General features: G+C 58.5%; 24 protein-coding genes. 12 read left to right on the forward strand and 12 right to left on the reverse strand.

All coding sequences use genetic code 11. The annotated features are described in order from the left end of the window. Nucleotide 1 precedes the first annotated feature (1 nt). Nucleotides 2-1,306 carry a homogentisate 1,2-dioxygenase gene (hmgA, locus tag HKK52_RS15540; protein ID WP_169371555.1) on the reverse strand — a complete coding sequence of 435 codons (1,305 nt, stop codon included), beginning with the start codon at nucleotides 1,304-1,306 and terminating at the stop codon, nucleotides 2-4. Nucleotides 1,307-1,471: 165 nt separating this feature from the next. Here hmgA and HKK52_RS15545 point away from each other — a divergent pair, with 165 nt between their 5' ends. Next, nucleotides 1,472-2,257: an IclR family transcriptional regulator gene (locus HKK52_RS15545; RefSeq protein ID WP_169371556.1), complete on the forward strand. Its 786-nt coding sequence runs from the start codon at nucleotides 1,472-1,474 to the stop codon at nucleotides 2,255-2,257. A 116-nt stretch (nucleotides 2,258-2,373) separates the two neighbouring features. Here the strand turns inward: HKK52_RS15545 and HKK52_RS15550 are convergent, their stop codons facing one another. The 9 genes from HKK52_RS15550 to HKK52_RS15590 form a co-directional block, all read right to left on the reverse strand. Further along, nucleotides 2,374-5,838 (reverse strand): dermonecrotic toxin domain-containing protein, encoded by a 3,465-nt coding sequence (locus HKK52_RS15550; protein ID WP_169371557.1) that lies wholly within the window; start codon nucleotides 5,836-5,838, stop codon nucleotides 2,374-2,376. Between the two features lie 209 nt (nucleotides 5,839-6,047). Continuing rightward, nucleotides 6,048-8,588, reverse strand: coding sequence for a LuxR C-terminal-related transcriptional regulator (locus tag HKK52_RS15555; RefSeq protein ID WP_169371558.1), 2,541 nt, complete (start codon nucleotides 8,586-8,588; stop codon nucleotides 6,048-6,050). A 301-nt stretch (nucleotides 8,589-8,889) separates the two neighbouring features. After that, on the reverse strand, nucleotides 8,890-10,257 hold the full coding sequence (locus HKK52_RS15560; RefSeq protein ID WP_169371559.1) for a DUF1329 domain-containing protein: 1,368 nt from the start codon (nucleotides 10,255-10,257) through the stop codon (nucleotides 8,890-8,892). A 23-nt stretch (nucleotides 10,258-10,280) separates the two neighbouring features. Beyond that, nucleotides 10,281-12,074, reverse strand: coding sequence for a DUF1302 domain-containing protein (locus tag HKK52_RS15565; RefSeq protein WP_169371560.1), 1,794 nt, complete (start codon nucleotides 12,072-12,074; stop codon nucleotides 10,281-10,283). A gap of 729 nt (nucleotides 12,075-12,803) precedes the next feature. Then, the gene (locus tag HKK52_RS15570) at nucleotides 12,804-13,715 is read right to left on the reverse strand and encodes an SDR family oxidoreductase (RefSeq protein ID WP_169371561.1); all 912 of its coding nucleotides are present in this window, start codon (nucleotides 13,713-13,715) and stop codon (nucleotides 12,804-12,806) included. Between the two features lie 246 nt (nucleotides 13,716-13,961). Beyond that, the gene (locus HKK52_RS15575) at nucleotides 13,962-14,864 is read right to left on the reverse strand and encodes an alpha/beta fold hydrolase (protein WP_169371562.1); all 903 of its coding nucleotides are present in this window, start codon (nucleotides 14,862-14,864) and stop codon (nucleotides 13,962-13,964) included. Further along, entirely contained in the window at nucleotides 14,864-15,646 is a 783-nt protein-coding gene (locus tag HKK52_RS15580; protein WP_169371563.1) for a class II aldolase/adducin family protein, read from the reverse strand. The genes HKK52_RS15575 and HKK52_RS15580 overlap by 1 nt, the downstream gene beginning before the upstream one ends. A 133-nt stretch (nucleotides 15,647-15,779) precedes the next feature. Continuing rightward, the gene (locus HKK52_RS15585; RefSeq protein WP_169371564.1) at nucleotides 15,780-16,466 is read right to left on the reverse strand and encodes an LrgB family protein; all 687 of its coding nucleotides are present in this window, start codon (nucleotides 16,464-16,466) and stop codon (nucleotides 15,780-15,782) included. Continuing rightward, nucleotides 16,456-16,842 carry a CidA/LrgA family protein gene (locus tag HKK52_RS15590; protein WP_169371565.1) on the reverse strand — a complete coding sequence of 129 codons (387 nt, stop codon included), beginning with the start codon at nucleotides 16,840-16,842 and terminating at the stop codon, nucleotides 16,456-16,458. Before HKK52_RS15590 ends, HKK52_RS15585 begins: the two co-directional genes overlap by 11 nt. 96 nt (nucleotides 16,843-16,938) lie before the next feature. On the opposite strand from HKK52_RS15590, the gene HKK52_RS15595 reads away from it, so the two are divergent. Then, the gene (locus HKK52_RS15595; RefSeq protein WP_169371566.1) at nucleotides 16,939-17,835 is read left to right on the forward strand and encodes a LysR family transcriptional regulator; all 897 of its coding nucleotides are present in this window, start codon (nucleotides 16,939-16,941) and stop codon (nucleotides 17,833-17,835) included. Here HKK52_RS15595 and HKK52_RS15600 read toward each other — a convergent pair. Further along, nucleotides 17,816-18,271, reverse strand: coding sequence for a flavodoxin (locus tag HKK52_RS15600; protein ID WP_169371567.1), 456 nt, complete (start codon nucleotides 18,269-18,271; stop codon nucleotides 17,816-17,818). The genes HKK52_RS15595 and HKK52_RS15600 overlap by 20 nt on opposite strands. Nucleotides 18,272-18,422: 151 nt before the next feature. Between HKK52_RS15600 and HKK52_RS15605 the strand changes: the two genes are divergently transcribed. Next, nucleotides 18,423-18,899, forward strand: coding sequence for a PAS domain-containing protein (locus HKK52_RS15605; RefSeq protein WP_169371568.1), 477 nt, complete (start codon nucleotides 18,423-18,425; stop codon nucleotides 18,897-18,899). A gap of 54 nt (nucleotides 18,900-18,953) precedes the next feature. Beyond that, nucleotides 18,954-19,559: a hypothetical protein gene (locus HKK52_RS15610; protein ID WP_169371569.1), complete on the forward strand. Its 606-nt coding sequence runs from the start codon at nucleotides 18,954-18,956 to the stop codon at nucleotides 19,557-19,559. A 3-nt stretch (nucleotides 19,560-19,562) separates the two neighbouring features. Here the strand turns inward: HKK52_RS15610 and HKK52_RS15615 are convergent, their stop codons facing one another. Continuing rightward, the gene (locus HKK52_RS15615) at nucleotides 19,563-20,522 is read right to left on the reverse strand and encodes a MerR family transcriptional regulator (protein WP_169371570.1); all 960 of its coding nucleotides are present in this window, start codon (nucleotides 20,520-20,522) and stop codon (nucleotides 19,563-19,565) included. 212 nt (nucleotides 20,523-20,734) lie between these two features. Between HKK52_RS15615 and HKK52_RS15620 the strand changes: the two genes are divergently transcribed. The 8 genes from HKK52_RS15620 (at nucleotide 20,735) to HKK52_RS15655 (ending at nucleotide 26,390) form a co-directional block, all read left to right on the forward strand. Beyond that, nucleotides 20,735-21,304 carry an antibiotic biosynthesis monooxygenase gene (locus tag HKK52_RS15620; protein WP_169371571.1) on the forward strand — a complete coding sequence of 190 codons (570 nt, stop codon included), beginning with the start codon at nucleotides 20,735-20,737 and terminating at the stop codon, nucleotides 21,302-21,304. A gap of 155 nt (nucleotides 21,305-21,459) precedes the next feature. Next, nucleotides 21,460-22,170, forward strand: coding sequence for a dihydromonapterin reductase (gene folM, locus HKK52_RS15625; protein ID WP_169371572.1), 711 nt, complete (start codon nucleotides 21,460-21,462; stop codon nucleotides 22,168-22,170). Nucleotides 22,171-22,191: 21 nt separating this feature from the next. Beyond that, nucleotides 22,192-22,767 carry a GTP cyclohydrolase I FolE gene (gene folE / locus HKK52_RS15630; protein ID WP_169371573.1) on the forward strand — a complete coding sequence of 192 codons (576 nt, stop codon included), beginning with the start codon at nucleotides 22,192-22,194 and terminating at the stop codon, nucleotides 22,765-22,767. Between the two features lie 2 nt (nucleotides 22,768-22,769). Continuing rightward, nucleotides 22,770-23,141 carry a dihydroneopterin triphosphate 2'-epimerase gene (gene folX / locus HKK52_RS15635; RefSeq protein ID WP_133838572.1) on the forward strand — a complete coding sequence of 124 codons (372 nt, stop codon included), beginning with the start codon at nucleotides 22,770-22,772 and terminating at the stop codon, nucleotides 23,139-23,141. Between the two features lie 68 nt (nucleotides 23,142-23,209). Further along, nucleotides 23,210-23,506 (forward strand): DUF1244 domain-containing protein, encoded by a 297-nt coding sequence (locus HKK52_RS15640; protein ID WP_017336573.1) that lies wholly within the window; start codon nucleotides 23,210-23,212, stop codon nucleotides 23,504-23,506. Continuing rightward, nucleotides 23,499-23,837, forward strand: coding sequence for a HopJ type III effector protein (locus tag HKK52_RS15645; RefSeq protein ID WP_163908458.1), 339 nt, complete (start codon nucleotides 23,499-23,501; stop codon nucleotides 23,835-23,837). The genes HKK52_RS15640 and HKK52_RS15645 overlap by 8 nt, the downstream gene beginning before the upstream one ends. Nucleotides 23,838-24,033: 196 nt before the next feature. Continuing rightward, on the forward strand, nucleotides 24,034-25,284 hold the full coding sequence (locus tag HKK52_RS15650; RefSeq protein WP_169371574.1) for a 2-aminoadipate transaminase: 1,251 nt from the start codon (nucleotides 24,034-24,036) through the stop codon (nucleotides 25,282-25,284). Between the two features lie 131 nt (nucleotides 25,285-25,415). Beyond that, nucleotides 25,416-26,390 (forward strand): amino acid ABC transporter permease, encoded by a 975-nt coding sequence (locus HKK52_RS15655; RefSeq protein ID WP_169371575.1) that lies wholly within the window; start codon nucleotides 25,416-25,418, stop codon nucleotides 26,388-26,390. Nucleotides 26,391-26,424 lie beyond the last annotated feature (34 nt).

The following is a 26,424-nucleotide window of genomic DNA, read 5'->3' on the forward strand; positions in this document are numbered from 1 at the left end:
GTTATCTCCGGGTCGGATCGAAAGTGACGGGCAGCGTGGCCCAGCAGGCATCGTAGTTGGATTGCAGTTGCGGGCATTCGAGGGCGAACTGGCTCGGACGCAGCACTTGGCTGGTTTCGAACATGAAGGCCATGGTGTTGTCGATTTTCGCCGGGGCGAGCTCGGCGTTGATCGCCTTGGTGCAGCTTTCGCCATCCGGGCCGTGGGCGCTCATGCAGCTGTGCAAGGACGCGCCGCCGGGCACGAAGCCTTCGGCCTTGGCGTCGTATTCGCCCTTGATCAGGCCCATGAATTCGTTCATCAGGTTGCGATGGAACCACGGTGGACGGAAGGTTTTTTCCGCCACCATCCAGCGCGGCGGGAAGATCACGAAGTCCAGATTCGCCAGGCCGTGGACACTGGTCGGCGAGGTCAGGACGGTGAAAATCGACGGATCCGGGTGATCGAAACTCACCGTGCCGATGGTGTTGAAACGGCGCAGGTCGTATTTGTACGGCACGTTATTACCGTGCCAGGCCACCACGTTCAGCGGCGAATGATTGAGTTCACAACCCCACAACTGGCCGAGAAATTTCTGCACCAGTGTGGTCGGTTGCTTGAGGTCTTCGTAATGGGCCACCGGGGTCAGGAAGTCCCGCGGGTTGGCCAGGCCGTTGCTGCCGATCGGACCCAGGTCCGGCAGGCGCAGGGGCGCGCCGTGGTTTTCGGCGATGTAGCCGCGGGCTTGTGGGTCGAGCAGTTCGACGCGGAATTTCAGACCGCGGGGCAGCACGGCGATTTCCAGGGGTTCCAATTCCAGCACGCCCAGTTCAGTGACGATGCGCAAACGGCCCTGCTCCGGCACCAACAGCAGTTCACCGTCGGCGTTGAAGAACACGCGCTCCATGGAACGGTTGGCGCGGTAGCTGTAGATGCTGATCCCGGCCGGTTTTTCCGCGCCTGAGTTGGCGGCCATGCTCACCAGCCCATCGATGAAATCGGTCGGCTCGCTCGGGATGTCCAGCGGATTCCAGCGCAGGCGGTTAGGGGTCACTTCACCCAAGGGACCGCCGGCCAGTTGCCGCTCCAGTTTGACGAATGCCGGGTGATTGGCTGATGGCTGGATGCGGTACATCCAGGTCCGGCGTGCTTCGCTGCGGACCATGGTGAACGCGGTGCCGGAGAACAGCTCCGTGTAGAGGCCGTACGGGACTTTTTGTGGGGAGTTCTGGCCGACGGGGAGTGCGCCGGGCAACGCTTCGCTGCTGAATTCGTTGCCGAAGCCTGACTGGTAAGCCAGCGCTGGCGCCGTTGAATCGAGGTTCATGGAGCCTCCTGAACAGGGAGTAGGCAATGGCCTGTCGCTCTGTTGCAGAGGTCTCGGCACGCCAGGGTTATTTTTATCGTAATCGGATTACGCTTAACGTAATTTGATTGGTATTGACCGTCAAGCTATAAAGACGCCCATTCGTCCCGGGATCACACCGCCTCCATGGAAAAGCCGCGCAACAACGATAAACAGAAAGTCCGCTCGGCCGAGGTCGGCACCGACATCCTCAAGGCCCTGGCCGAACTGTCGCCCTCGACCTCATTGTCGCGCCTGGCCGAACACGTGCAGATGCCGGCGAGCAAGGTTCACCGCTATTTGCAGGCGCTGATCGCCAGCGGTTTCGCCGAGCAGAACACCGCGACCAACCACTATGGTCTCGGTCGTGAAGCCCTGCGCGTAGGCCTCGCCGCCCTCAACAGTATGGACGTGCTGAAAGTCGCCGCCCTGCCCCTGGCCGAGTTGCGCGATGACTTGAACGAAACCTGCTTTTTGGCGGTGTGGGGCAATCAGGGCGCAACCGTGGTGCACATCGAACCGGCCGTGCGCGCGGTGACGGTGGTGACGCAATTGGGGTCGGTGTTGCCGTTGCTCAGTTCTTCGACGGGGCTGGTGTTCGGCGCCTTTTTGCCAGATCGGGAAACGATGGATTTACGCGAACTGGAAATCCAGGCCAGCGAAGCCCATGCCTTGGCCGATGATCAGGTCTACGCCGCATTGCGCGGACAGATCCGCGAACGTGGCTTGCACCATGTTCACGGACTGTTGATGCCTGGCGTGGATGCGTTGTCGGCGCCGGTGTTCAATGCGATCGGCCACGTCGCCGCCGTACTGACCATCGTCGGCCCGACATCGTTGTTCCACGCCGATGAAGACGGCCCGGCGGCGCAGCGTTTGCTAGCGGCGACCCGGGCCGTGAGTTGGCGGATGGGGTACTTGCCTGAACAGTAACGTTCAGGCAAAACCGTCCTGAAGAATAAGCCATTCAAATAGCTATTCTTTAGCAACAGCGAAACTTTAACTCATCCGACGACTCAAGCTGGCAAAGCAAACAAAACGAAAACGGGTCATTCGACAACATAAGTAATGTAGCCGACACCTACCGGAACTTTCGTGATCGTTGATACGATACTTGCTATATCTTCAATACGCGAAAGAACATTGAATCCTACTGCCTCGATTCCGACTGGCGCTATAACGCCCAAGTAAATCTTGATAGCCTGACCCCATGCCGAAGCGAAATAAGCGTTAGCGGCCTTATCGTCACCATTACTATACGCAATGATACCGTTAATCACCCCAACGATAACGCGCACAACACCCACCACCACACCTGCGGGAGGGAAAAACAGAGAAACGATATCGGCAATCAAATTAACGGCAATAAAAACATTATTGACAATCGACTCGGAGAGACTAAGCGTCGCACTGTCGACATCTGAAATTATTCGATTTACCCCCCTATCAAACTCGCCCCTGTAAAAGTTGACTGCCTGATTTTGTTGCTCTGTAAAGACATCCCACGACAAACCAGAAAAGTTCTTCCTCTCAAAGTAATTGAATACCGCGTCATAATCTTTAGTAGCGACACCGCTCAGAATCATATCTTGTGTGTCGTGGGTGTGAATATCGCTCATGAATGACAAATACGAACGAAACCGTTGCGCGCTCGGAGCGCCAGGAAGATAAAGAAAATGTTCTATCTTACCCTTTCCAACATTGCTGAATATATAAGCCCCCTCAACACGCCTGCCCGCGATGTGAAACGCGCGAATTCCAGTATTACCTATTTGTGGAGACCATGCCCAAGGGGTGGTACCCGGATCCAAATCCAAATCATCGATGATGTCTTTCAACCAACTGAATTGCGATTCGCTCAGAAACCCTTGCATTTTTTGTTCAAGCGCACCAATCAGCATTTCATTCTGTTTCAGTCGAGCGTGGTACACGCGCCGATGGTTCAGTAGCGAAATGTCGGAGGTATTAGTAAAGCGCTTCAGATACTCGATATACTGGTCTGCCGGCCGCAAACCAATAAATTTGTTAATTATAGCGTAATTCAATCCCTCCACGGCACCTCCATTAACGAACCTTAGATCCATAGCATTAGGAAAGCGGGAATCAGGAAGATCTGACTTCGGCCAAGTGAGATCATCAACACGATCCCACAATTGCCAATTTATAAACAGCTGAGTGAGCGTCATATGTTCCTGACCTCTCAACTTGACGTTCACCTGATCAGGATCTATCTCCACGTACACACCTCGCCGACGCAACTCCCCGTTAATTTCTTTATGCACCAAGTTCCTCGAAAACGAACTCAGCGATTCGAGACCTAACCATTTCTTTCCGCGTTCAAGGATGATTTTTTTATCGGAACCAAGTCGCGTATGAAAATGACGATCAGTGTCTTTGGCTTTTCTATACCATGCAGGGGTAGCGGCCTCTTCTTCAGCTGCGGCCCAGGCAATGAGGTTTTTGACGCCGGCTAATAAAGCGTCCTTTGGATTGTCTGGACGGACGACCAGTACATATTTCAGATAATCACCCCAACTCATATAATCAGACAAACTTATCTCTAATTTACTCATGGGCTCACGATATTCAGCATGAGTTTGGCTATTCAGGTATTCTCTACCCCGCACAGAGAGATGTAGTCTGAGAAGCGTTTTCTGCAAATCGTGCAAGTTATCAAACTCAAACCACTCGCTACCAAGCGGACCACCTGGCATATACAACACATGCATTTTAGGTCCTGGCGCTGTGCCCCTTACGGCATACACCACCACGTCCCTCAGAGGTTTTCTATTCCCATCGGCTACGCCGAAGCTGGTATTGGCCGGGTTGCCCAAGTGATAAGACTCAACCAGGTTATAAGCTTTAGCACTCAGCTGCTTTTGCAGACCAGCCCTGAACAAGCTCAACGCGGTGACACAACTCAGGTTCGTCCGCATGGCGTCCTGCACCGCTCGCAAGGCATAAAGGCTTTGCCGCTGTGCGGCGTATTTAACTCGTAGGTCCAGAAGTTTAATTGCACCTTGCAGGAACGATGGCGTCAAGGAGGGGAAGGCTTTGGCATCTTCAAGTTCCAAATCATAAAGGTGCGTCTCATCATGTACACCCCACATGAAAACCTCCGTCAGCGACTGACGTTGCCCTACCGCTTCTCGAGTATTATTACCCACCCTAATTTCATATTTCTTCAAAACAAAAATATAATCAGGGTCAACTTCCAAGCCTCGAGCCGACAACAGGAATTCTTTCACTGAAATACGCGAAAAAGCCTTGAACGAGGAGGCTGTTTTGGTCTCCTCATAAAGTGCCATGTCGCTTAAAAGATGGGCACGTTCCAATGCGATATGACGGTCCTGATCAATTGCGGAGGCGGCTTGCAACCATTGTGGCCAGTTACTCCTGGTGGCCTGTTCCATATACCGTGCCGCACGCTCGCCAGCATTGGACACCCCATTACCCAGGCATTGTGCGCCCAGTATTTGCCCGATGACCGCTGGAAAGGCGTCATCAGTTTTCTGTACTTTTTTCCAGTAGTGGGCAATATCAAGCATTTGCTTTTCAATCTGCCCGGCAACACAAAATGTAAAAAGATCATCTTTGATACTGAAAAAACGGACTTTAAGCGCGCCCTGCATGGAATGACCGACTTCAACAGGTAGCTCATCAAGCAGCGTCTTGCGACTGTTTTCAGCGCTCAATAGAGCGGTCACGTACTGATGAAGGCTCAGGGAGTCTTTGAATTTCCTGAGCCCTTCAGTCGGCAGATAGAGTGCACAGCTGTAACGGTCATTTTCCGGAACAAGTTCAGGTTTATTGATGCCATTAATTTGTATGACAAATGCCGATGGCAAGACCTGCGGCTCGCCATTAAGCCCTGTAATGGCCACCTTGAAAAACGATTGGGGCCAAACACTGGAAGCCGAATACATCTTATTGATCCAGCCTTGGTCATCGGCGGTGAACATGCCCGCGTGTACGGCCATCTCCAACTCAGACCGGAACGCGCTGGCATAAAGCTGTTCGAACCGGTCCTTAGGTGCCAGCAAAGGCCGTCCTTGAGCGTCTTTATTCGCGGGCGTCACCCAATAGTTGTTCAGCTGAAAGTTGTAACCCGGCACCAGATTTACGAGGATACCCTCAATCAGTTTTTCAATATCATAGATACTGATACCTTTGACTTGTGACGTTTGCGAAGTCGAGTTCGGCTGATCGAAAACGCCATACACACCAATCGTATATTGAGGTTTGAGGTTTTTCTCGAGGCATTCATGGATCACCTGGTACAACGAACCCACCGGGTTATAGCTACCTCGTGAAAGCGTGGACACTTGATTAATGTAAATATCATCTACATTCAGGCGTGGATCCAGACTACCCAGCGCGTCCATTATCAGCGTGCGCATTACCTGTCCGACGTCCGGAATAGAGTTGCATTCGGCGGCGATCGCCGAGTTCACTTTATTGAGCTCAATCAGCTTTTCCTGGACCATCGACAGTTTCTTTTCTTGACTACTCACCAGCACATTCCTTTGTTGATTCGAAGTGACACCAAGCCACTTCTAGAATGCGCCGACCTTATAAAGACCACACAAAGAAAAGAAGTCTAAATTCTTTTCAAAGAATATGTAATAAATAATAAGAATGCCTGCAGCCGCATAAAAACCAAGGCACACGCACGCACCAATCAACTACTCGACCAGCGACAACAGAGCATGACTTATTATTTCTATGTGACGATACCGAGATATTTTGCTTTTGCCACTGCCTGCGTCCTGCGTTCCACACCCAACTTTCCGTGAATTCTTCGAGCATGGGTCTTAACTGTATGGAGCGAGATATACAATTGCTCGGCAATTTGTTGATTTGAGTTACCCATTGCAATCAACTCAAGCACCTCCAACTCCCGCAAGCTCAGAGGATTTATATTGTTTACAGGTAACGATAATTCTGTCTTCGAATTGGACAGTCTATGAACAAACTCGGGCTGACGCAGAGTCACATCACTCAACGCCTGCTGCAGGTGCCATCGGGAAATCAACTCCTGTGCTTTTTGCCAAGCCTCACACGCGGTCATTTCATCACCGCCCAGCCAGGCGATTTCTGATTGAGCCAGGCACAATTCTGTTTCCAGGTTCGCCATACCGCGCTGCCTGGCTTGACGAAGCAGATCATCGAGCTTTACGTGAGGCGTATGACCCAAGCGGACTTGCGCCAGCACCAACAAATACTCAATCCGCGGAATCAACTCCAACGTCGCCGGTGGAGCCTGCCGCGCATTCGGCCCTTGGTAATGGCGCAACACCCGCGTCAACGCCTCAAGGGCCAATTCCGGCCGCCCCTGCTGCAACCAGAACTGGCTGCTGACCTGCAACAGCACGCCGCGATAAACCGTGTCGGGAATCTGCCGCTGCTGCATCAAGCGCTCGGCGTCGCGCAAGCGGATAAAGGCTTGGGCATAGTCGCCCTGATTGGCGGCCAATTGCGCCTGGCCGAGGAAACCATAGAGCACGCGTTTGTCCTGGCTGCGCAGGCAATCGTGCAGGCCCGAATCAAAGAACCCGGCCGCTCGCTCATCCTGGCCCTGGCTCAGGGCCAGACGGCCACGGCGCAAGGCGATACGCCCCAACAGAGGCGTCGCCGGTTCGGGTTGCTGACTCAACAATTCGTGAATGCTGGCCAACAAGCTTTCGGCGCGCCCGGCGGCGCCACGCTGCTCCAGCAATTGCGCGTGATCAAGTTCCAGCAAGCCTTCGAACAGCAGCGAATTCTGTGCCCGCGCCAGGCACAGCGCTTCACGGTTGAGCGCCTGGGCGGCATCAAGATCGGCGTTCAGCAGGGCCTGCTGAGTCAGCCCGGACAGGCACAGCAAACGCGCAGCCCAGGCTTCGGGCCCCAGCTCAGTCAGCGCCTCGATAAAATGCGCACGGGCCGTTTCCATCCGCCCCTGTAAATGCAGCAGCCAACCCATTTGCGCCTGCCAGCGCGCCAATAATTGTCGCTGCCGTGGCGCGGTCGGTTGCGGTGCAAAACGCGCCAATTGTGCAATGCAGCTCGCCGCCTGATCAAAACGTCCGGCGAACAGCAACGCCGCCGTGACCAGCCCGACCAAGTGCGGCGAGCCGAGCATCAGTTCATCACCCTGCTGCTCATGCAGGCGTAGCAGCAACACCACATTCTGGCCGAGAAACAGATGCTCAAGACTGAAATGCTGCAACAGGCTGACCGCTACCTCGAATTCTTCGGCCATCAGCGCTTGTTCGAATGCCGCTTGCCAGTCCTCCTGGGCGCAAAACCACTGGCAGGCCCGTCGATGCCAGGAACGCCCGGCCGGCCACGGCTCATCACGCATCAATTGGCTTAGCGGGGCGAACACCTGCAACCAGTCCGGCGAATCGTGCCAGGCTTCGATAAAACAGCCACGCACTTGTAACTCGAGCATCCAGCGAGCGCCCTCCCCGGCGCCGAACAGGTGTTCGCACAAGCTGGCATTGAACCGTGGCAGATGGGCCAGCACCTGCCAGGCCTCCGCCAGTTCTGCGGGCAAGCAGCTGAACAATTCGTGCTGCAAATAATCGAGCAAGGTGGAGCGGACCGGAGAATGTTGATCCCGCGCCCATTGGCAACTATCGAGCAAGGTAATGCGCACGGCGGCGCACCAACCACCGCTGCGCTGGAAAATGCGCCGGGCGGCTTTCGCCGCCACCGGTGCCTCGACGTGACGCAGCAACTGCTCGATCTCGGCTTGGGTGAACGCCAGCGTTCGCCCTTCGGACTCATGCAACTCGTCGTCCAGCAACAGGCGCGGCCAGTTGCAGTGCGGCCGCCGCCGCCCGCTCAGCCACCAGGTAATGAGCGGGTTGCTGACGGCCAGAAGCTGATCAAGCAAGCCATCGAGTTCCGGCGCAGGAACGCGGCAATAATCGTCGATAAACAACCAGACAGGGGTTTGTACCCGGGCGAAGTACGCCAACACGGCGGACTCGTGGACCGAGGGCAATTCCAGGACTTCAGCCAACCGTTGACAGAACTCCGCCCGACTCAACACCACACCGGACAACGCCAGCCACACCACCCGACACGACGCTGGTGCCTGCAACAAACATTCGGCCAGCAGCGCGCTCTTGCCACTGCCCGCCGGCGCACAAATCAGTTTTACCCGCGCCGGCGACGCCAACAGCGGTTCGCTCAACCGAGCCCTCGGCAAGTGGTGGGACGACAGGCGAGGAAGAAATCCTGGACGATCCAGACACGGGGTCATGGCGGTCATTGCGGCGTGCCTTTTTATAGTTGTGCCGCAACCCTAGCCCTGTGCAACGCGCTTGTTGAGAAGTATTCAGAACGATGATTGCCCCTCATAAAGCACGCGACCCACCAGTCACGCACAAACCCGCAGGAGCAAAGCTTGCTCGCGAAGACGTCGGTACATCCAACGATGATGTTGTTGGACCGAACGCCGCCCCTGTAGGAGCGAGGCTTGCCCGCGAAGGCGTCGTGTCAGCCAACATCATCGTTGGATGGGCAGCCGCTTTCGCGAGCAAGCTTCGCTCCTACAAGGAATGAGGTGTTGCTTAGCGGACGCCCTCCGCGCGCAACGCCGATGGCGTGTAATCCGCCGCCTTGGCTTCGAAGCCGAATTCAAAGCTGTGCTTCTCTTCGTTTTTCATCCCCAGGGCAATGTAGCGACCGGCGATGATGTCGTAGAGCGCTTCAAGGGTGTAGGCCTGGGCCTGGTGATCGTAGTAGTACTGGGCGTGACCTTCCGCGACGCGCCACAATTGGCCGCGACCGTCGTAGTGGTCCACCAGCGCCACTTGCCAGCTGTCTTCGTCGATGTACATGTGACGCTTGGCGTAGATGTGCCGCTCGCTCGGCTTGACCGTGCCGACCACTTCCCAGACCCGATGCAGTTCATAGCGGGTCAGGTCCTGGTTGATGTGCCCGGCCTTGATGATGTCGTCGTACTTGAGGCTCGGCGAGTCGAGTTTGTAGCTGTTGTACGGGATGTACATTTCCTTTTTGCCGATCAGTTTCCAGTCGTAGCGATCCGGCGCACCGGAGAACATGTCGAAGTTGTCGGAAGTGCGCAGGCCATCGGCGGCGGTGCCCGGCCCGTCATACGCCACTTGCGGCGCGCGGCGCACACGACGCTGGCCGGCGTTGTAGATCCACGCCAGGCGCGGTTCCTTGACCTGGTCGAGCGTCTCGTGGACCAGCAACACGTTACCGGCCAAACGTGCCGGCGCGGTCACCGACTGTTTGAAGAAGGTCAGTACGTTGGCGGCTTTTTCCGGGTCCAGGTCTTTCATCAATTGTGGGACGGCGATCTCTTCTTCGAAGCGGATCGGCGTGTAGCTGCCGTTAGTCTGTGGGGTCACCTGGGTGATGATGCGCCGGAGGTTACCGCCGTGATAACGGGTGATGTGGTTCCACAACACCTCCACGCCGTTCTTCGGAATCGGAAACGCGTAATAGCGATTGCCGGTGAAATTGGCCAGGCCGTTGCCGTCGTTGATGCTGGTCACGTTCAACGCGCTGCGCTTGGCCGACTCGTAGATTTCCGGCGGCACGGCGACGGTGCGGTGGGTCGGGTAAACCGGGATCTTGTAGGTTTGCGGGTAGCGCTTGAACATCGCCACCTGGCCTTCCGAGAGTTTGTCCTTGTACTTATCGACGGTTGCCGCCGTGATGACGAACAATGGTTTTTCACTGGCGAACGGGTCGGCGAGAAAGCCTTTGCTGTCCACCGCCCCGGCGTTTTTCGGGATGCCGCCGGTCCAGGCCGGGATCGAGCCGTCGGCGTTGCCGGCCTTCTCCGCGCCCAGCGGCGTGAGGCTGGTGCCGAGCTTGTTGGCTTCTTCGGGCGACACTGCCGCCAACACGTTGGCGGCTAGCAGGCTCAAGGCCAGGGCGCCGCATTGCAGAATTATTTTGCGCATCTAAATCATCCTTCTCAGCCAGATCAGAAGTTCACGCCGAAGCTCAGCGCCAGAAAGTCGCGGTCTTCCAGAACGTTGTAGTCACCGCCAAAAAAGTCGGTGTAACTCAGGCTCGCGGTATAGGTGTTGCGGTAGTCGGCATCGACGCCGACGCTGATGGCCTTGGCGCCTTCGTTGAACAGACCGTTGGGGCCATAGCCGCTGACGTCATGGGACCAGGACAGGTTGGGCTTGAGGTTGATTCCGCCGATCACGTTGGCGTAATCGAGAATCGCCCGGGCGCGGTAGCCCCAGGAGGTCGAGGTGACGAAGCCATCGGTGTCACCGCCGAAACCGTACTGGCCGTAGACCGAGTCACGGCCATAACGCAGCTTTGTCCGCGACTCCAGGCCACCGACCCGCACCACTGCCGCTTCACCGACCAGGGTCAAGCGCTCGGCGCCCCACACCTGGTCGACGAAGTGCGTCAGGGTACTCTGGATCTGGGTCACTTCTTTGCGTCGGTAGCCTTTGTTGTCGGCGCCCGGTGTGGTGGCAATCGGCGAGGCGGCGCCGCCAGCGATCGGATTGATCAAAGCCAGGGTCAGGTCATTGGTATTGACCTGCACCGGGGCGTTGGGCCGGTAGCTGATCTCGCCGGTCCACGCAGTGCCGGTGGGTAAGGTGGTGGAGAAACTCGCGCCGTACAGGCGGATATCTTCCGGGTATTCGAGGTAATACTGGCCGCGACCCAGCATCACGCTCTGGGCCAGACCCGAACCGCTGCCAGGCGCCAGTTGGTTGGCAATGCCGACCATGCCCGGCAGGCTGGCCAGGGTCGATGCGCCGGCGGTCGTGGTGCCGACGGTTGGCGTGCGGCTGTGGTAGTTCATGAAATACAGGCCGTACTCGGTATCGTCACCGAGCCAGCGCAACGCCGTGCCCCACTGCCCTGAATCCCGCGCATCGCGGTCGCCGCCACGGGGCACGATCACCCCTTCACGGGTGACCTGGATCGGCTGGCCAAACGCCGATGCCAGTGGCGCCAACGGGGCAATCGCCGGGCTGCCGACGCTGTAGTTGTTGTTGCAACCGTCCGCCGCCACGTCGACACCGAAGTAGGTGCCGCAGTTGTCGAGAACGGTCTGGTCCCATTCCAGTTGATAGAACCCTTCCACGGTCAGTTGATCGGTCAGGCCCTGGGAGCCGAACAGCATGTTCACCGGGATCAGGCCTTCCTTGATCTCCGCGCCGGGACGCCGAAACGCGGAAACGTCGATCGGGTTGATGCTGTTGATCGAGTTGCCGATGAAGGTACTTTCACCCCAGCTCACGACCTGCTTACCCGCACGCACAGTGCCCGGTAAATCGGCGATGGAATAGTTGTGATAGACGAAGGCGTCGAGGATCTGCGCTCCGGAAGATTTGGCGCCTTCCTTACGACCGCTGTCGCTGATCTGCTTGAACTCGCGGTCCTCGTCCTTGAGCTCGAAGTCGTACCAATACTTGCCGCGCACGAACACCCCGGTGTCGCCGTATTTCAGCTCAAGGTCGTGGATGCCCTTGACGATCTTGGAGAAGGTTTCGCCCTTCTTGAAGTTCAGTCGCCCGTCGTCACCGGTCGATGACTGGCCGGTCCCGCCGTTGACCGTGCCCACCAACGATTTGTCCGCATCGCGCATGCCCCAGCTCGCGCCGACGGAGAGTGACGAATCGAAGGTCCCTTCGATTTCCCCGATATTGAATGCAACGGCGTGCGCCTGGGCGCAGCAACCCAAGGCCACCGCAGCGGCCAGCGCCTGCGGCGTGAAGATGGCGCGCATTGTTGTTTTTGTCATGCGTCTTCCCCGGTGAGTGACAGAAGGCCTCACCCTACTGCCGCGCGTCGAGAGCGATAAGCGCACCAAGGAGGTATTCGCGTTGTACCTCCAAAGGATGAATGCCCGCACGGGACGGGGCTTTGCGCGGGGTATGGATGGGCTGGATGGCGGGTTATCAACTGAACGCATGACGCCGGGTTGGCGCCCGCTCTGTAGCAACTGCCGAAGCCTGCGTCCGGTGTAGCAGCTGCCGAGGTACGAGGCTGCGTTCGGCTGCGAAGCAGTCGTGAAATCAGGCGGCGCGGTGTTTCTGGAAGACCGCGTGCTCAAGTTTTACGACTGCTTCGCAGCCGAACGCAGCCTCGTACCTCGGCAGCTGCTACAAAAGCGGGCGATCCGTGGTTATCCGGGACTGTTACACGCCCCGTAACAGTGCATGTCACGAATCGCTGTTTTTCCTTGGGCTTCAAACCCTTATTCTTGCCGGGCTTTCACGGGAAACCGGCGCAAAGCAAGACGCGAAAGCTTGTGTTGAACCCCAGGCCTTTCGCGCAAGATTTCAGATGAGTTGAAGCTTCTTCGAGTCATCGCCCTGTGTTCACTGACGTTGATTTATTGCTCCTTGATCTACGTCTTACTTCGGCCGCTGCGTTTGCAGCGGCCTTTTTTATGGGCGATGGTTTTTGAACGAGGGGTGTAGCGACGGGATTGGCAGGACTCAGGCAAGCCCTGCCGGATGAAGCTTGATCAGAGGGTATATTTCTGCAAGTTCGCCATCATTTCCTTCAGCGCTTCAATGTTGTCCTTCGGATGCGCCGCGCCTTCGAAATCACAGATCTGCTCCCAGTGCGCCGCCACATCCTCCGGCGAGAAGCCCACCCGCGGATCAAACCCGGCACCGAGACTGCGCTCCCAGCGCACCTTGCCCATCCAGCCGCCGCCGACTTCAAACAGCCCCGATGTTTCCTGGCAATTTTCGCTGGCCAGGTACACCACCAACGGGCTGACCAGTTCCGGCTTGAGCTGTTCGAACACTTGCGGCGGGATCAGGCCTTCGGTCATACGCGTGCCGCCGGTAGGCGCGATGGCGTTGACCAGGATGTTGTTCTTGCGGCCTTCGATGGCCAGGGTGCGAGTCAGGCCGTAGAGGCCGAGCTTGGCCATGCCGTAGTTGGACTGGCCGAAGTTGCCGTAGATACCCGAGGTCGAAGCCGTGAAAATGACGCGGCCATAGTTTTGCTCGCGCAGGTGCGGCCAGGCGGCGCGGGTGACTTTGTAGGCGCCTTCGACGTGAACACGGTAAACCAGGTCCCAATCGGCGTCGTCCATTTTGTGGAAGGTCTTGTCCCGCAGGATGCCCGCGTTGTTGACCACGACATCGACACGGCCAAACACGTCCAAGGCGTTTTGCACCAGTTTGTCGCCGTCGGTGACGGAGTCGTGGTTGGCCTCGGCGGTGCCGCCGGCCTCGCGGATTTCGGCGACCACACGGTCGGCTGCCGACGCGTTGGCACCTTCGCCCTGAGCCGTACCGCCGAGATCATTGACCAGCACCTTGGCGCCTTGTCTGGCGAACAGCAACGCATGCGCCCGGCCGAGACCGCCACCGGCGCCAGTGATGATCACGACTTTATCTTCGAAGCGCACAGACTCATTCATGGGGGACTCCAGCAGGCCAAGGGACGATGACCTCGAGTGTCAGGCACGGGGCGGCGGGTCACAATCAAGACGAGGAGGCTGAATGGTGTGCGATAAGGCTGGGGGATGATGACCGCGATGATGTGGGAGCTGTAGGAGCAGCTTGCTCGCGATGGCGGAATATCAGGCGACGTCGATGTTGACTGTCAGTCCGCTATCGCGAGCAAGCTTTGCTCCTACGGGATTGGGGCATGCAGGTATTGAAGGTCACGAACACGCCACCTTGCGCGGCGCCGAAACCTGCCGATCCCGAAACTCCAGGTAATGCTTGAGCACCTGCCCCGGCGCCTCGGTCTGCGGGTAGTGACCAATGCCCGGCAGCAGCACCGTATCGGGGTTGGGGATCAGCTCCCGATAACGCTCGACCATGTGCGCACCGGAAATCGGATCGACTTCGCCATCGATCACCCGCAACGGCACTTCGTTGCGCTGCATGGCGCCGATCCAGCGCTCGCGCTGGACCCGCCGTTCAGGAATGTAGCCGATCAATTTATGCATGATCCGCGGCCCGCGATTGCTGTCGACCAGGCTCCAGAAATCATCCATCTCGCTTTCGGTCGGTCGGGTCTGGGGGCCGAAGATCTGGCGGAAACTTTTCACCAGCGCATCACGGGTGAAGGCGCGGCCGATCATCCAGCCCAGTGGGCTGAGCAAAAGTTTTTGCGTCAGCAACGGGCGATGGGTTTCGGGAAACAGACCGCCATTGAGGAACACGCAACTGGCGATATTCACTTGAGCTTCGTGATGCCGGGCCAGCAGCTCCTGGGCCACGCTGTCGCCGTAATCGTGGGCCAGCAGGTGCACCGGCTGCTCGATGTTCAGATGCGCCAGCAAGGCCTGCTGCAAATCGGCTTGCTCCAGCAGGCTGTATTCGTGGTTCACCGGTTTGGCCGAATCGCCAAAGCCGAGCATGTCGCAGGCGATCACTCGATAGCGCTGGGCGAGCGGCTGCCAAAGGTAATGCCAGTCCCAACTGGCGGTTGGAAAACCGTGGATCAGCAGGAGCGGCTCACCCTGCCCGGCCGTCCAATAGCGGATGGCCTGGCCACGGAATACGAACGTCTGGCCGTGTTTGCGCCAGACACACAGCGGGATCTCGGCGAGAGGCATCAGAGTTTATAACCCGGGTCTTGTTTATCGAGTTTGCGCAGCAGCGCCGGCCAAGCCAGCGCGCCACCCATCCCTTGAGCACTTTTGGTAACGCCGGCGATCATCGCCTTGGCGCCCGCCAGAATCTGCGGGTCGATGGCGATCAGTTCGGCACCACCGTTTTGCGCGAGCACCTGGATATCGCAGGCGCGCTGGAAGGTGAACATCATCAAAAAAGTATCGGCGATGGTAGCGCCACAGGTCAGCAGACCGTGGTTGTGCAGCATCAGGAAATTGTTTTCACCGAGGTCGGCTTGCAGCCGTGCCTTCTCTTCGTGGTTCAGCGCCACCCCTTCGTAGGCGTGATACGCCAGGCTCGAGAGCACGAACAACGACTGCTGGCTGATCGGCAGGATGCCCTGCTTCTGCGCCGACACAGCAACACCGGCAGCGGTGTGGGTATGCAGCACGCAGACCACGTCGTGACGCACTTCATGCACGGCGCTGTGGATGGTGTAGCCCGCCGGATTGATCTCGTAGGGGCTGTCCATCAGCTTGTTGCCGGCCTGATCGACTTTGACCAGGCTCGACGCGGTGATCTCGTGGAACATCAGCCCGAACGGGTTGATCAGGAAGTCTTCGGTGCCCGGCACCTTGGCCGAAATATGGGTAAAGATCAGATCATCCCAGCCATGTGAGGCGACCAGGCGATAACAGGCGGCGAGGTCGACGCGGGTCTGCCACTCGGCGGCACTGACCTGGTCTTTGACACTGTTGGACGATTGGACGGGGGTGACACTCACGGCAAGGACCTCTCTTTTCTTATAGTTTTACTCACGTGTCAGCAGTCTAGTCAGCCCTCGGAGTTCGTGTAGTTGCATTCGCAGCCAGCTTGATGGCCGAGCGAGTCACAGACGCCATGACCTTGGATCCATGTCAAAGCACCGACGCCAACAAGGGCGCCGCGAACAGGTTCAGCAGCCCTGTCAGAACCATGACCAGCCCCGCCACCGAGCCTTCTTCGCCGCCGACTTCATGGGCCCGACTGACTCCGGCGCCGTGAGCCCCGACACCAAACAATGCACCGCGCGCCAGGGCGCTGCGCAGGGGCAGCCACTTGAGCAGAACGCCGCCGAGCATCGCCCCGATGACCCCGGTAAACATCACGAACACTGCAGTCAGTTCCGGCACGCCGCCAAGATCGTGGGCCAGCGGCATGGCGAAAGGCGTGGTGATCGAACGAGGCACCAGCGACATCGTCACCGAGCTGTCCAGCGCCAGCGCCTTGGCCAGGCCGAACGAACTGCCGATAGACGCCGCGCTGCCCGCCAGCATCCCGAGCAGCAACGCCGACCAGTGCCGCGCCAGCATCTGCCGCTGCTGCCAGATCGGTACTGCGAAGGCCACGGTGACCGGGCCCAGGACCAGCATCAGCCAATGGGTGTTGCTCGAATACTCGGCATAGGCCGTGTGCAGCGGCACGGCGAGCGCCAGCAACAGCGCCGGGACCAGAATCAGCGGCGACAATAGATAGCGGCCGGTGCGCCGATAGATCCAGCGGCTGAACAAATAGGCCAGCAGCGTGAACGCCAGCCAGAACATCGGCATCAGCTCAAGCTTCATGGGGCCTCCTCAAACGGACGACCAACTCCACGGTAAACGCGGTCACCAACATCACCATCAACGTGCTGACACCGATCACCAGCAGAATCCGCCAGCCGTCGTCGCGCAGCAGGCCGCCGTAATCGAGCAGGCTCATCAAAGCAGGAATAAAGAACAGCAGCATCTCGGCCATCAACAACCCGGCGCCCATCTGCAACGCCGCGGGCTTGACCCAACCGCAGGCGAACGCCAGCAGCAACAACGCCATGCCGATCACGCCACCCGGAATCGGCCAGGAAAACCAGGCGGCCAATTGGCAGCCGAGCAGGTAGATCGCCAGCAGCACGGCCAGCTCGGCGATCAGTCGGGAAAGGTATTTGACGGTGGATGTTTTCATGATTTCGGTCCTCACAGGCGCTCATTTTACGGAGTGGGCTGCTATCCCCGAAGCGAATTGTTAGACTCGAAGCCATTCCAAAATGGAATCACGGTAATGGAATTCAAACAGCTGCGCAGCTTCGTCGAAGTGATGCATCAGGGTGGTTTCACCCAAGCGGCCAAGACCTTGCACATCAGCCAATCGGCGGTGAGCAAGCAAGTCGCCCAGCTTGAGCAAAGCCTCGGAACCCCTTTGCTCGAACGTCTCGGCTCGCAGTTACGCCTGACCGCCGCCGGCAGCGTGGTGCTGCAACGGGCCGAAGGCATGCTGAGATTGCGCAATGAGTTGCTCAGCGAGCTGGATGACTTGAGCCAACTGGCCCGCGGCGAGTTGCGTCTGGGTTTGCCGCTGCTGGGCAGTGACGCATTGTTCGCCGGGCTGTTCGCCGAATACCGGCGACGCTACCCGAACATCAGCATTCATTTGCTGGAAGGCGGCAGCCGGAACATCGAGCAAGCGGTGTTGAGCGGCGAACTGGAACTGGGTGGCAGTCTGCTGCCCAAGGATCCGCAATTCGCGTTTCAGCCGTTCTGCGATGAACCGCTGGACGCCCTGCTGCCGGCCGATCATCCGCTGGCAACGAAGACCGTGATTGGGTTGGAGGAGTTGGCTGACACGCCGTTCCTGCTGTACCAGCGCAGCTTTGTGCTCAATGACCGCTTGCTGCAAGCCTGCCAACAGATGGGCTTCACGCCCAAGGAAGGCGGTCGCAGCGGCCAGGCGGATTTTCTCGCCGCGCTGGTGGCGGCCGGGCAAGGCGTGGTGCTGTTGCCCAGTGTTGTGGCGCGAGGGCTGGTGCGGCCAGGCGTGGTGCGCCTGACCTTGAATGCGCCGGCCTATCTGCGTTGGGACATTGCCTTTATCTGGCGCGACGGCGCGTACCTGTCAAAGGCCGCCCAAGCCTGGCTCGCGCTGTTGCGCGAGTGCCCGGTCAGCCCCGCAGAGCCGTGACCAGCTCCGCCAGCCAAGGCTCGGCGTCGGTTTCCGGCGTGACGCTTTCGCTGGCATCCAGGCGCAACATCGGCAGCACTTCGCGCAGGCCCAGTTCGCCGAACAGTTCGCGCATCTGCTCGCCACCGCCGCAAAAGGTATCGCCATAACTCGCATCGCCCAGACCGATCACCGCGCCGGGCAAACCACGCCATGCTGCAGGCAGTTGGTCACGAATTACCGAATACAACGGTTGCAGGTTGTCCGGCAGTTCGCCCATGCCCGTGGTCGACGTCACCGCCAGGAAGGCGTCGGGGCCGAATGCCTGGACGTCAGCCAGGCTGGCGCGAGGGTTGTGCCAGGTCTCGAAACCGGCGTCTTTCAAAATATTCGCAGCGTGCCGGGCGACTTCTTCAGCCGTGCCGTACACCGAGCCGGAAAGGATGGCGACTTTCATCAATCTGTTCCTGAAGCTGTAAAAGACCGGCGATATTAACAGCACCGGCCAAAAACCTGCGATTGCCTCTCAATTAGCGCGGATGGCCAGTGGACAGCTCATTGGGTTCTTCTAGAATGCTGCGCTCAATCAACTTGGAAAGGATTCTCTGATGATCAACGCTCAACTGCTGCAAATGGTGATCAACGCCTCCAACGACGGCATCGTGATTGCCGAAAAGGAAGGCGAGCAAGACGACATTCTGATTTACGTCAACCCGGCCTTCGAACGCATGACCGGTTACACCAGCGAAGAAATCCTTTACCAGGACTGCCGCTTCCTGCAATCCGGCGATCGGGATCAAGCAGCGCTGGCGTTGATTCGCGAAACGCTGGACAGCGGCGGTTCATGCCGGGAAATCCTGCGTAACTACCGCAAGGACGGCACACCGTTCTGGAATGAACTGTCCCTTTCGACAGTTAAAAACGAAAGTGACGGACAAACCTATTTTGTCGGTGTACAAAAAGATGTGACCATTCAAGTCAAAGCACAGCAGCGGGTGGCGCAATTGGAAGCACAGGTGGCTGAACTGCAGGCCGAGCTGGCTGCGCTCAAAGCGACGGACGGCGAAAACAAAACAGCGAATTAATTGTCATTAACTACAATCACCGATGACTTTGTAACTTTTATTTACGAGCAAGCCATGCAACGCGACGCACTCCTGACCCAGGATGAGCTGGATTTTATCCAGACCATGCAGCACAACCCGCAGCTCAATGTGCGGGATGCAACGTCGAGCCTGCTCGTCAACGGTGGATCGCAGATCCGGGATCTGCTCACGCGCCTCGCGGCCCATGAGCAGGTCACCATCCAGGCCAACTTCGAAAATCAGCAAATGACCTTCCCGCTGCACCTGGTGGAGGACGAGTTCCATGCGCTGCATTTGCGCCTGGGCGTGCCGAGTATTTTTGAAGACGGGCCAATGGTCCGGCCCTGGCGCCTGACACTCGAGGAGCCGGTTGCACTGGAGAATGCCAAGGGCCAGCCCGGCGCGATGTGGGTTCACGAAGTGTCGTTCAAAGGGGTACTGTTGGAAGTTCGCAACAAGACCAAGCCGCCGAAGCATTTTGCGTTGTGGTTCAGCCCGTCAGGTTATGAGCGGATCGCCTTGCGCGGCACGTTCGAACGGGAAACCGAGCACGGCTTCTTCGCCTATCAGTTGAGCCAGAGCGACAAGGACGAAACCGAACGCCTGCGTCAGTTCATTCTCCAGCAACATCGCCTGACCCATCCCGCCCTGCACGTCTGAGCCTCACGTATCCAGGTTGCCCGCCAGGAACTGCTTCAGACGCTGTCGCATCAACAAACCCTCGTTACCCAGACAACCGATCGATGATCCGGCCAGGCTATCCTGCGCCAGGTCGGACGCATCACCGGCGAGCATCAGCCGGCAATCCAGACTCAAGGCCAGGCGATTCAAACGTCGTGGCAACTCGGCGGAAGGTACGTGATTGGAGAACAGTACCAGCGCCAGGGGCTGGATTCTTTCACAGACCAGGGTCAACTCATCGAACGGTTGGCCAATCGTGAGCACCCGCACGCCCGAATCCATCCCGCTCAAAAACAACGCGGCGACCAGCAGTTCGAGTTCATGGCACTGTCCGGCCAAGGCGCTGACCACGATCCGGCGCGGCGAGGCATCACGTATCAGCAGCAGGCGCTGTGCCACGCGTGATCGCAGGAACGCATCGAAGAACAACCATTCGCTGGTCTGGCCGAAGCCTTCCTGGCGCTGCACCAGTTGCTTCCACAGCGGCATCAGAATGTCCTGGAACACCACGGGCAGCGAGTAACTGGAAAAGATCTGCCCGTACACCCGCTCCAGTTGAACGTCGTCAAACGCGCTGACAGCGGCCCGGACCTGCTGCTGCCATTGGGCGTAGTCGGCCAGTACGAGTTCATTGGGGATGATGTGCGAGAGCGTTTTGAGCGGTTCGGTCTTCGCCAGAATCTTGCCGACCTTGCTCACCGCCACACCGCGATCAATCCAGCCGAGGATGCTGCGAACCGTCTCGATATCGGCCATTGAGTACAGCCGATGCCCGCTTTCGGTGCGCGTGGGCTGGATCAGGCCATAACGACGTTCCCATGCCCGCAATGTGACCGGGTTGATACCCGTCAGGCGTGCCACCTCTCGAATCGGAAACAGCTCTTCCCGTTCCAGGGAAGCAGTTGGCAGCAAGCCAGGAACATTGTCAGTCAGGACAGGCATTGGGGGGGCGATCGTTCATTAGTAAAATTGGATCCCATTTAACGCCTATCCCCCGCAATCATTCAAGTTATTGATGGGTGACGAATGTCTCTGGTGTAATTTTCATATTAGGGAATAATCCTTGCTTGTCCAAAGACGCAGCCCACTACCCCGGCGCTGCGCCTGGCGAAACTCCTACCCGGAGCGACGCGTTTGTCATACGGAGATACAAAATGTCTACCTCACCCGTCACGCTGATGGTGGCGCGCCGCGTTGCCGATGGACGTTATCAGGACCTGATCGCCTGGTTGCGTGAAGGCGAACAACTGGCCACCGACTTTCCCGGTTATCTCGGTTCTGGCGTGCTCGCTCCGCCGCCCGACGATGACGAATTCCAGATCATTTTCCGCTTCGCAGACGAGCAGACCCTGCACGCCTGGGAGCATTCCGCCTCGCGCACCGCCTGGCTGGCACGCGGCAGCGACTTGTTCGCCCACCCGACCGAACATCGGGTCAGCGGCATCGAAGGCTGGTTCGGTGCTGCCGGGAATCGCCCGCCGCGCTGGAAACAGGCGGTGGCGATCTGGCTGGCGTTCTTTCCGGTTTCCCTGCTGTTCAATTTTGTCCTGGGGCCGTTGCTCGGCGAAATGAGCCTGCTGCCTCGGGTACTGGTCAGCACCCTGTGCCTGACGCCATTGATGGTCTATTTCTTTATTCCGCTGTCGACCCGTTTGCTGGCCAACTGGCTGCACAGCACGCCGACGCGGCCAATTCCCGTCGCGCCCACCACCCAAAATCCGTAACCCCTGTAGGAGCGAGGCTTGCCCGCGAAGAACGATGACACGGTTTGACAGATAGACCGGCGGCGTCTTCTTCGCGGGCAAGCCTCGCTCTTACAAAAGCCACCACACGCTTTGTCGCTGGTATAGTTTTGCTCTAACCGCGACGCGAGCCGTTCATGACCTCTTCCGCAGCTCCCATCCTCATCACCGGTGCCGGCCAACGAGTCGGCCTGCATTGTGCGCAGCGTTTGCTCGAAGACGGTCACCGGGTGATCTTCAGCTACCGCCGCGAACGCCCCGGCGTGCAGGTGTTGCGCGATCTCGGCGCAATAGCGGTGTTCGCGGACTTCGCCAGCGAAGCCGGGATCCTCGCGTTCATCGGCGAACTCAAGACCCACACCGACAGCCTGCGGGCGATTGTGCATAACGCGTCGGAATGGCTGACCGAAACCCCGGACACCGATGCCCAGGCCTTTACCCGAATGTTCAGCGTGCACATGCTCGCGCCCTACCTGATCAACCTGCACTGCGCTGACTTGCTCGAACGCTCGAGCCCGGCCGACATCGTGCACATCAGTGACGACGTAACCCGCAAGGGCAGCAGCCAACATATCGGTTATTGCGCCAGCAAAGCCGGGCTCGACAGCCTGACCCTGTCCTTCGCCGCGAAATATGCGCCGGCGATCAAGGTCAACGGCATCGCCCCAGCCCTGCTATTGTTCAATCCCGACGACGACGCGGCGTACCGTGCCAAGGCCCTGGCCAAGTCCGCGCTGGGCATCGAGCCCGGCAGCGAAGTGATCTACCAGAGCCTGCGCTATCTGCTCGACAACCCTTATGTCACCGGCACGACCCTGACCGTCAACGGCGGACGGCACGTCAAATAAGCCGCCCCGCGAGGATATTTCATGACGTTATCCCTGCCTCAGAACGCCTTATCCCAGAGCTACCGCGACATCCTCATCGGCCTCGGTGAAAACCCCGACCGCGAAGGCCTGCAAGACACCCCGATGCGCGCGGCCAAGGCCATGCAATACCTGTGTCATGGCTATGAGCAAACTGTCGAGGAAATCGTCAACGGTGCGCTGTTTTCGTCCGATACCGACGAGATGATCATCGTCGCCGACATCGAGCTCTATTCGCTGTGCGAACACCACATGCTGCCCTTCATCGGCAAGGCGCATGTGGCTTATATTCCGACGGGCAAAGTGTTGGGCCTGTCGAAGATTGCACGGCTGGTGGACATGTTCGCCCGTCGCCTGCAGATTCAGGAAAACCTCACCCGGCAGATCGCCGACGCGGTGCAGCACGTCACGGACGCCGCCGGGGTCGCCGTGGTGATCGAGGCCAAACACATGTGCATGATGATGCGCGGTGTCGAGAAACAGAATTCGACCATGAACACCTCGGTGATGCTCGGCGCCTTCCGCGAGTCGAGCAACACCCGCCAGGAGTTCCTGCAATTGATTGGACGGAGCAAGTAGCAATGCCACAACTTCAACCAGGAATGGCGCGCATCCGGGTCAAGGACCTGTGCCTGCGCACCTTCATCGGCATCAACGAGGACGAAATCCTCAACAAGCAGGATGTGTTGATCAACCTGACCATCCTCTACGCGGCGCAAGACGCGGTGCGCGACAACGACATCGATCACGCGCTGAACTACCGCACCATCACCAAGGCGATCATCGCCCACGTGGAAGGCAATCGCTTTGCCCTGCTCGAACGCCTGACCCAGGAAATCCTCGATCTGGTCATGGTCAACGAGTCGGTGTTGTACGCCGAAGTGGAAGTCGACAAACCCCACGCTTTGCGATTTGCCGAGTCGGTGTCGATCACCCTCGCGGCGAGCCGCTAAGCGCGTCTGGCGCATTAGGCGTCAGGCTTTTATCATCCGCGCCACGATTTGATTGCACAGAGCCCGCCATGAACGATCAACAACGCCTGGAACTTGAAGCCGCCGCCTTCCGCCGGCTGGTCGCGCACCTGGACAGCCGCAAGGATGTGCAGAACATCGACCTGATGAACCTCTCGGGTTTCTGCCGCAACTGCCTGTCCAAGTGGTACAAGGCCGCCGCCGACGAACGCCAGATCGAGGTCAGCCTCGACGACGCCCGCGAAGTGGTTTACGGCATGCCTTACGCCGAGTGGAAAGCCCAATACCAGCAAGAAGCCAGCGCCGAACAACAAGCGGCGTTCGCCAAAGGAAAACCCAATGAGTGATTTGAACACCCTGCGCGCCAGCCTCAACAGCGGCGAACATGCTTTCGCCGATACCCTGGCATTCATCGCCGCCGGCTACGATTACCAGCCGCAAGCCTTCAACAACGGTGGCGTGGAAAACGCTGCCGGGCAGAATGAAGGTTCGTGCAAGACCCTCGGTCTGGCGTTGCTGGAAGGCTTGAGCGATGAAGAAGCGCTGTTGGCATTTGGCGAGCATTACCGTTCGGTTGTCGCCACGCCGGAAGGCAGCGATCACGGCAATATCCGCGCGTTGATTGCCCATGGATTGGCCGGTGTGAAATTCACCCAACAGCCCCTGACTCGCCGCTAAACGCTTTTTCCTGTAGGAGCGAGGCTTGCCCGCGATGGCGATCTCAAGAACGCCATCGCCGGCAAGCCGTGCTCCTACAAGGGGCGCAACACATCCCGACTTTTAAGATTGACCCGGCGACTTTATTTCGTTTGCCGGCCCCCTCTGCTCGCGGCTTAGATAAAAAGAAGCAACCCTTCTTCCGAGTCAGGTATCCATGAGCAGCGAAACCATCAGCCAGTCGATCAACGTCGTTCATCCCGTCACGCTCAGCCACGGCAAAAACGCCGAGGTCTGGGATACCGAGGGCAAACGCTACATCGACTTCGTCGGCGGCATCGGCGTGCTGAACCTCGGCCATTGCCATCCGCGCATCGTCGAAGCCATTCGCGAACAAGCCACCCGGCTGACCCACTACGCGTTCAACGCCGCCCCGCATGGGCCTTACCTCGAACTGATGGATCGCCTCTGCACCTTTATCCCGGTGGATTACCCGGTCAGCGGCATGCTCACCAACAGCGGCGCGGAAGCGGCGGAAAACGCCCTGAAAATCGTTCGCGGTGCCACTGGCCGTACAGCCGTGATTGCCTTTGATGGCGCCTTTCACGGTCGCACTCTTGCGACCCTCAACCTCAACGGCAAGGTCGCGCCCTACAAACAGAAAGTCGGCGTGCTGCCGGGTCCGGTCTATCACCTGCCCTTCCCGAGCAAGGACAACGGCGTGACCTGCGCCGAGGCGTTGAAGGCGATGGAGCGGCTGTTCAGCGTCGAGATCGACGTGAATGACGTGGCGTGTTTTATCGTCGAACCCGTGCAGGGCGAAGCAGGCTTCCTGGCAATGGACGTGGAGTTTGCCCAGGCGTTGCGGCGCTTCTGTGATGAGAAAAACATCCTGCTGATCGCCGATGAAATCCAGTCCGGTTTCGGTCGTACCGGTGAGCGGTTTGCCTTCTCGCGCCTGGGCATTGAACCGGATCTGATCCTGCTCGCCAAAAGCATCGCCGGCGGTATGCCGCTCGGCGCGGTAGCCGGGCGCAAGGCACTGCTCGACACCTTGCCCAAGGGCGGACTCGGTGGCACCTATTCCGGCAACCCGATCGCCTGCGCTGCGGCCCTGGCAACCCTGGACGAGATGACGGATGCGAACCTGCACGCCTGGGGCTCGCAACAGGAAGAAGCCATCGTCAGCCGTTACGAAGCCTGGCGTGCCAGCAAGCTTTTCCCGTTTCTTGGCCGCCTGACCGGTGTCGGGGCGATGCGCGGTATCGAACTGCTCAACGTCGACGGCACACCGGCCTCAGCGCAATTGACCCAGTTGCTGGCCCTGGCGCGCGATGCGGGTTTGCTGCTGATGCCCAGCGGCAAGTCGCGCAACATCATTCGGCTGCTGGCACCGCTGACCACTGAAGCGGCGGTGCTGGAGGAAGGCCTGGACATCTTCGAGGCCTGCCTGGCCAAGCTTTCCTGACAACGCAAACTGCGATCCGGGACTGACATAGCGAATTATGTTCGCTTGTGGTCCTGGATTTAGCGTCGCAATACTGCCCGACTACCCCTTTTATCTAGCGAGACCGTAACCACCTACAAGCCGAGGCATTCATGTATCACGACAATATAATTTATAAAAAAAAGTCCAATGATCCTCAATTCCTGCTTGGCGTCGCCGTGGTGTTGTTCCTCGGCGCGTACCTGATGAACCTGGGCAACAGCGCCCTGAGTCACTTTCTGCAACCGCTGCTGGGCGATGCCCCCGACAGCCTGACCGCGCGCAATATCGCCATTGGATTGCTGATCGCCGTGCTCGGCACGCTGAACTTCCACGTCCTTGGGCGCTTGAAGTTCAAGGTGCAAACCACCGTCGTGTGGATCGAACTGCTGATTCTGTTCCTCGCCTTCTTCGACACCTTCAACCTCTCCTACAGCTTTATTCTCGACAAGATCGGCTTCCTGATCATCCAGGGCGCGGCCACCACGCTGTACATCTCCGCCGTCGCCATCGTGATTGCCTTTGTGCTGGCGCTGATCGGCGCAGTGGCCAAGCTGTCGAACAATGGCTTGGCGAATGCCATCGCCTCGTTCTACACCTCGTTCTTTCGCGGCGTGCCGCTGCTGATCCAGATCTACCTGATTTACCTCGGGCTGCCGCAACTCGGTTATGTGGTCGATGCGGTGCCGGCTGGCATCCTTGCGTTGTCGCTGTGCTACGGCGCCTACATGACCGAGATTTTCCGCGCGGGGATCCAGAGCATTCCGGTGGGCCAATGGGAAGCCTCGCGGGCGCTGGGCATCAGTCCGTTCAAAACCCTGAGCCGGGTGATCATGCCGCAAGCCTTGCGGGTGATCATCCCGCCCACCGGCAACCAGTTCATCGCCATGCTCAAGGACAGTTCGCTGGTGTCGGTGATCGGCGTCTGGGAACTGATGTACCTGGCCAAGACCCAGGGCCGCGCGGACTTCCGCCACCTGGAAATGCTAATCACTGCCGCAATGATTTACTGGGCGCTGTCGTTCATCCTCGAACGGGTGCAGGCGCGAATCGAAAAACGGGTCAACCGATCCACTGCGAGAGGTTGATCCAAGATGACTACCGCCGAGCGACTCGACCTGG

It is taken from the genome of Pseudomonas sp. ADAK2, from assembly GCF_012935755.1.
In the GTDB taxonomy this organism is placed as follows: Bacteria; Pseudomonadota; Gammaproteobacteria; order Pseudomonadales; family Pseudomonadaceae; genus Aquipseudomonas.